Genomic DNA, 4,143 nt, shown 5'->3' with positions numbered 1-4,143 from the left:
ATACCGGCATAGGTCGGATCGGCTTCGACCTTGGTGGCTATGCGGTTCATCATCGCGACGGCCTCGACCGGATAGGCGCCGGCCGCGGACTCCGCGGAAAGCATGATGGCGTCCGCGCCCTCGAACACGGCGATCGACACGTCCGAGACCTCGGCGCGCGTCGGCACCGGCGCGGTGATCATCGATTCCAGCATCTGCGTCGCGATTACCACCGGTTTGCCAGCGCGGCGCGCGGCACGCGTGATCTGCTTCTGGATGCCGGGCACCGCCTCCAGCGGCATTTCGACGCCGAGATCGCCGCGCGCAACCATCAGCGCGTCCGACAGCTCGATGATTTCAGGCAGACGGGCCACCGCTTGCGGCTTCTCGATCTTGGCCATGATCAGTGCCCGGCCGCGCGCGATCTTGCGCGCTTCTGCGAGATCCTCCGGCCGCTGCACGAAGGACAGCGCCACCCAGTCGACGCTGGCCGCCAGCACCGCGTCGAGATCGGCGCGGTCCTTCTCGGTCAGCGCGCCGACCGGCAGGTCGGTGTCGGGCAGGCTGACGCCCTTCTTGTCGGAGATCGTGGTGCCGGCGACGACCGTGCAAATGATCGACTTGCCGTCGCTCTTCACCGCCCTGAGCTCCAGCTTGCCGTCATCAATCAAAAGCCGGTGACCGGCCTCGACCGAGCTCAGGATTTCCGGATGGGGCAGGTAGACTCTGCTCGAGGTGCCGGGTTCCGGATTGTTGTCGAGCGTGAAGGTCTGGCCGACGCTGAGCGTCTCCTTGCCGTTTGCGAACTTGCCGACGCGCAGCTTCGGACCCTGCAGGTCGGCGAGAATGCCGATCGGCCGGCCGACCGCGTCCTCGACCGCGCGGATGCGCCCGACCAGCGTGCGCATCAGATCGTGGTCAGTATGGCTCATATTGATGCGGAAGACATCGGCGCCGGCTTCGAAAAGCTTCTTCAACATCTCCTCGGAGGAGGAGGCCGGACCGATGGTGGCGAGGATCTTGACCTTGCGGTTACGTCTCATTGACTGTTTGTTCCCGGGGCGGGGGCCGCTGGTGCGCCTCCCGTTGCGGGCTCGTCGGTCAGCTGGACCATCCAGCTTGCCTGCTCGCCCGTGTCATATTCTTGGAATCCGGCGCGTTGGAAGCCCCGGGCGACGCAATCGGTTACGCCGGCAATCTTGAACTCTTTTTCGGCCACGCACATGTTGATCGGGCCATCCCAGCGCCCGCCGCGCTCGGCGTCTTCTGCATAAAGATAGTAAAACCTTGATGACAGCGGACCCTCGATCAGCGTCTTGCAGCTCGACCCTTCGATGTGCCACCAGCCCTCGGTGATCCAGCCGGCCTTGGCGCGATAGCCGATGCCGACGCCGACCAGGTTCTGTGTGGCGTTGCAGACGCGGAAATCGGCCCGGGCGGGCGACGCCGCGACCATGGCTGTGAGCCCGGCGGCGACGGTCAGGATCGGCAAGGCGAAGGCACGGCGCATGCGCGACCTGCCGGCGGAACCCATCCTGAAACCCCTCAAGAACGACATCTGCATCTCTCGACGCCCCTTTTCGGCAAACTCCGGGCGCATGTCAACGCGCCGTTTTGTTCAATTCCAATCGATTTAGAAGGCCTCAGGCGCGATTTGTCGCCATGCGTTGGATTCTTCGCAGAAACCGTGGCCAAACAACGGCATTGCGCCAGCGTCCTCTTCGTGGAATGACGTTACCACCCTGCCGGGAAGCCAGCGACCAGACCAATTCCAGCCGATGACCCGATCCACAGTTTTCGCGCCTTTCGATATCGTCGAAGGCGATCGCAAGCGAGGCATCGTTCTGCTTGGCGATCATGCCCGCCGCGCCCTGCCTGAGGAGTATGGCAGCCTCGGCCTGCCGGCGAGCGAGTTCGAGCGGCACATCGCCTACGATATCGGCGTCGAGACGGTGACGCGCGAGCTGGCGGCGACGCTCGGCGTGCCGGCTGTGCTCGCCAACTTCTCGCGGCTTTTGATCGATCCCAACCGCGGCGAGGACGACCCGACGCTGATCCGCCAGCTCTATGACGGCACCATCGTGCCGGGAAACTACCCCATGGCCGCGGAAGAGCGGGAAAGACGGCTCGACCGCTTCTACCGGCCCTATCACGACGCCGTCGGCGCCATGATCGCCTCGGTGGCCGAGGCGTCCGGCAAGGCGCCCTTCATCTTCTCGGTCCACTCCTTCACACCGGTCATGCAGGGCATCCGGCGGCCCTGGCATGTCGGTATATTGTGGGACCTGGACGACCGCGTGGCGCGGCCGCTGATCGACATGCTCGCCGCCGACAAGAGCCTCGTCGTCGGCGACAACGAACCTTACGATGGGGCGCTGCGCGGCGACACCATGTTCCGGCATGCCATCGTCAACGGCTTCGCCCATGCGCTGATCGAGATCCGCCAGGACCTGATCGCCGGGCGCGAAGACGCCCTCGCCTGGGCCGAGCAGCTGGCGCCGATCGTTGACGCGATCGACCGCCGTCCCGATATACACCAGGTGAAGAAGTTCGGCTCGCGCACCGGGCCGGTGTGACAGGGCCTGAGGAGCGCATGACATGACCGAGCTTAGCGACGAGCAGAAGCGCGATTTCGAGGCCGCCGCCTTCCGCCGGCTGGTCGAACACCTGCGCGAGCGCGGCGACGTGCAGAACATCGATCTGATGAACCTTGCCGGCTTCTGCCGCAACTGCCTGTCGAACTGGTATCGCGAGGCGGCGCAGGTCGACGGCGTCGCGCTCTCCAAGGACGAGTCGCGCGAGATCATCTACGGCATGCCCTATGCCGAGTGGCAGGCGCTGAACCAGACCGAGGCTTCCGACGCGAAGAAGGCGGAGTTCGAGGCAAGGCGCCCGAAGGATCACTAGCGGCGCCGAGCGCCTTCGCGACTTCGTCATTCTAGGGCGAAGCAGTCGCGAAGCGACGTCGCGCAGACCCTAGAATCCATTCCGTGACGGCTGCCGAAGAGCACGGCGATACAGGATAAGATCGTAACGAGGCAACCCAGGGAGTGTTCTGCACGGTAGCGGCGCTCTTAGGTAACGGCATGGATCCTCGGGTCTGCGCGCGTCGCTCCGCTCCTTGCTCCGCCCGTGGATGACGAACGGGAAGCGTTCTCGCCAACCTCCAAGGCAGCAGCCTGCCACGAACGAAAACCGGTCCTCCGTCGCCCTTTGGTCCAAGCACGTCGCCTAATGCGGCTCTTGACCGCCGATTGAATCGATCTAACTTGCGCCCAAACCATTCGTATTGCGGACAGACCATGAGCGCGCAAAACACGATTGAGGCCGCCATTCGCGGACGCTGGGCCGTGGCCGGCATCTTCCTCGCCAATGGTTTTTTGACCGGCAGCTGGGCGCCGCAGATCCCGGTGTTCCTGACCCGTCTGGATATCTCGAAATTCACGCTCGGCCTGCTGATCCTCCTGTTCGGCGCCGGTGCCGTGGCGGCGATGACCTGGTGCGGCCATTTGATCTCCAGGCACGGCTCGCGCACGGTGCTGCGCTGGTTCGGCCTGTGCGGCAGTTTCGGTTTGCTGGCCGTGGCGCTCGCCCCCAACGTACCGCTGGCGGCCATCGCCATGTTCATCTTCGGCGGCTCGATCGGCGGCATGGATGTCGCCATGAACGCCAATGCGGTGGCGGTGGAAAGAAGGCTCGCCCGCGCCATCATGTCGTCCTCGCACGGCTTCTGGAGCCTTGGCGGTTTCGCTGGCGGCGCTCTCGGCGGCTTCGCCATCCAGAATTACGGCCATCTCGTCCATGCGACCGTGGTTACGGCGCTCGCCTTCGCGGTTGTCGCTTTTGCGATCGGCTACCTGATCGCAGAGGACAAGCCGCAGCAGACAGAGCACCAGAAATTCTCGCTGCCGGGCCACCCCGTGGTCTATCTGGTCGGGTTGATGGCTTTGCTGACCATGGTCTCCGAGGGCGCGGTGCTCGACTGGGCGGCGCTCTACCTGCAGCAGGAGCTCGGCGCCGACCTTGCCTTCGCCGGCCTTGCCTATGCCGCCTTTTCCGGCGTCATGGCGCTCATGCGCTTCCTCGGCGACGGTGTGCGCGACCGCTTCGGCGCGGTGACGACGCTTCGCGGTTCGGCTCTTGCCGCCGCGGCGGGCATGCTGG

5 protein-coding genes are annotated in these 4,143 nt (G+C 65.0%); 3 read left to right on the top strand and 2 right to left on the bottom strand.

Annotated elements, in window-relative coordinates; genetic code table 11:
- Nucleotides 1-1,022, bottom strand: a 1,022-nt coding sequence (pyk, locus tag EN742_RS26535) for a pyruvate kinase (protein ID WP_128333462.1), incomplete at its 3' end; no start/stop codon positions are given.
- Nucleotides 1,019-1,489, bottom strand: coding sequence for a DUF1036 domain-containing protein (locus EN742_RS26530; RefSeq protein ID WP_245455349.1), 471 nt, complete (start codon nucleotides 1,487-1,489; stop codon nucleotides 1,019-1,021). The genes pyk and EN742_RS26530, both read right to left, overlap by 4 nt.
- A gap of 268 nt (nucleotides 1,490-1,757) precedes the next feature.
- Between EN742_RS26530 and EN742_RS26525 the strand changes: the two genes are divergently transcribed.
- The 3 genes from EN742_RS26525 to EN742_RS26515 form a co-directional block, all read left to right on the top strand.
- Nucleotides 1,758-2,555, top strand: coding sequence for an N-formylglutamate amidohydrolase (locus EN742_RS26525; protein WP_126057920.1), 798 nt, complete (start codon nucleotides 1,758-1,760; stop codon nucleotides 2,553-2,555).
- Nucleotides 2,556-2,577: 22 nt separating this feature from the next.
- Nucleotides 2,578-2,886 (top strand): DUF1244 domain-containing protein, encoded by a 309-nt coding sequence (locus EN742_RS26520; RefSeq protein ID WP_126057919.1) that lies wholly within the window; start codon nucleotides 2,578-2,580, stop codon nucleotides 2,884-2,886.
- A gap of 395 nt (nucleotides 2,887-3,281) precedes the next feature.
- The coding region (locus tag EN742_RS26515; RefSeq protein WP_148670271.1) for an MFS transporter at nucleotides 3,282-4,143 on the top strand (862 nt) is incomplete at its 3' end.

This window comes from Mesorhizobium sp. M4A.F.Ca.ET.020.02.1.1 (assembly GCF_004022645.1).
Classification (GTDB): Bacteria; Pseudomonadota; Alphaproteobacteria; order Rhizobiales; family Rhizobiaceae; genus Mesorhizobium.
This window is presented reverse-complemented; position numbering and strand designations above follow the sequence as displayed.

Coding starts and splice junctions, on each gene's coding strand:
- EN742_RS26530 (WP_245455349.1), bottom strand. CDS start 1,489: ATGCGCCGTGCCTTCGCCTTGCCGATCCTGACCGTCGCCGCCGGGCTC.
- EN742_RS26520 (WP_126057919.1), top strand. CDS start 2,578: ATGACCGAGCTTAGCGACGAGCAGAAGCGCGATTTCGAGGCCGCCGCC.
- EN742_RS26525 (WP_126057920.1), top strand. CDS start 1,758: ATGACCCGATCCACAGTTTTCGCGCCTTTCGATATCGTCGAAGGCGAT.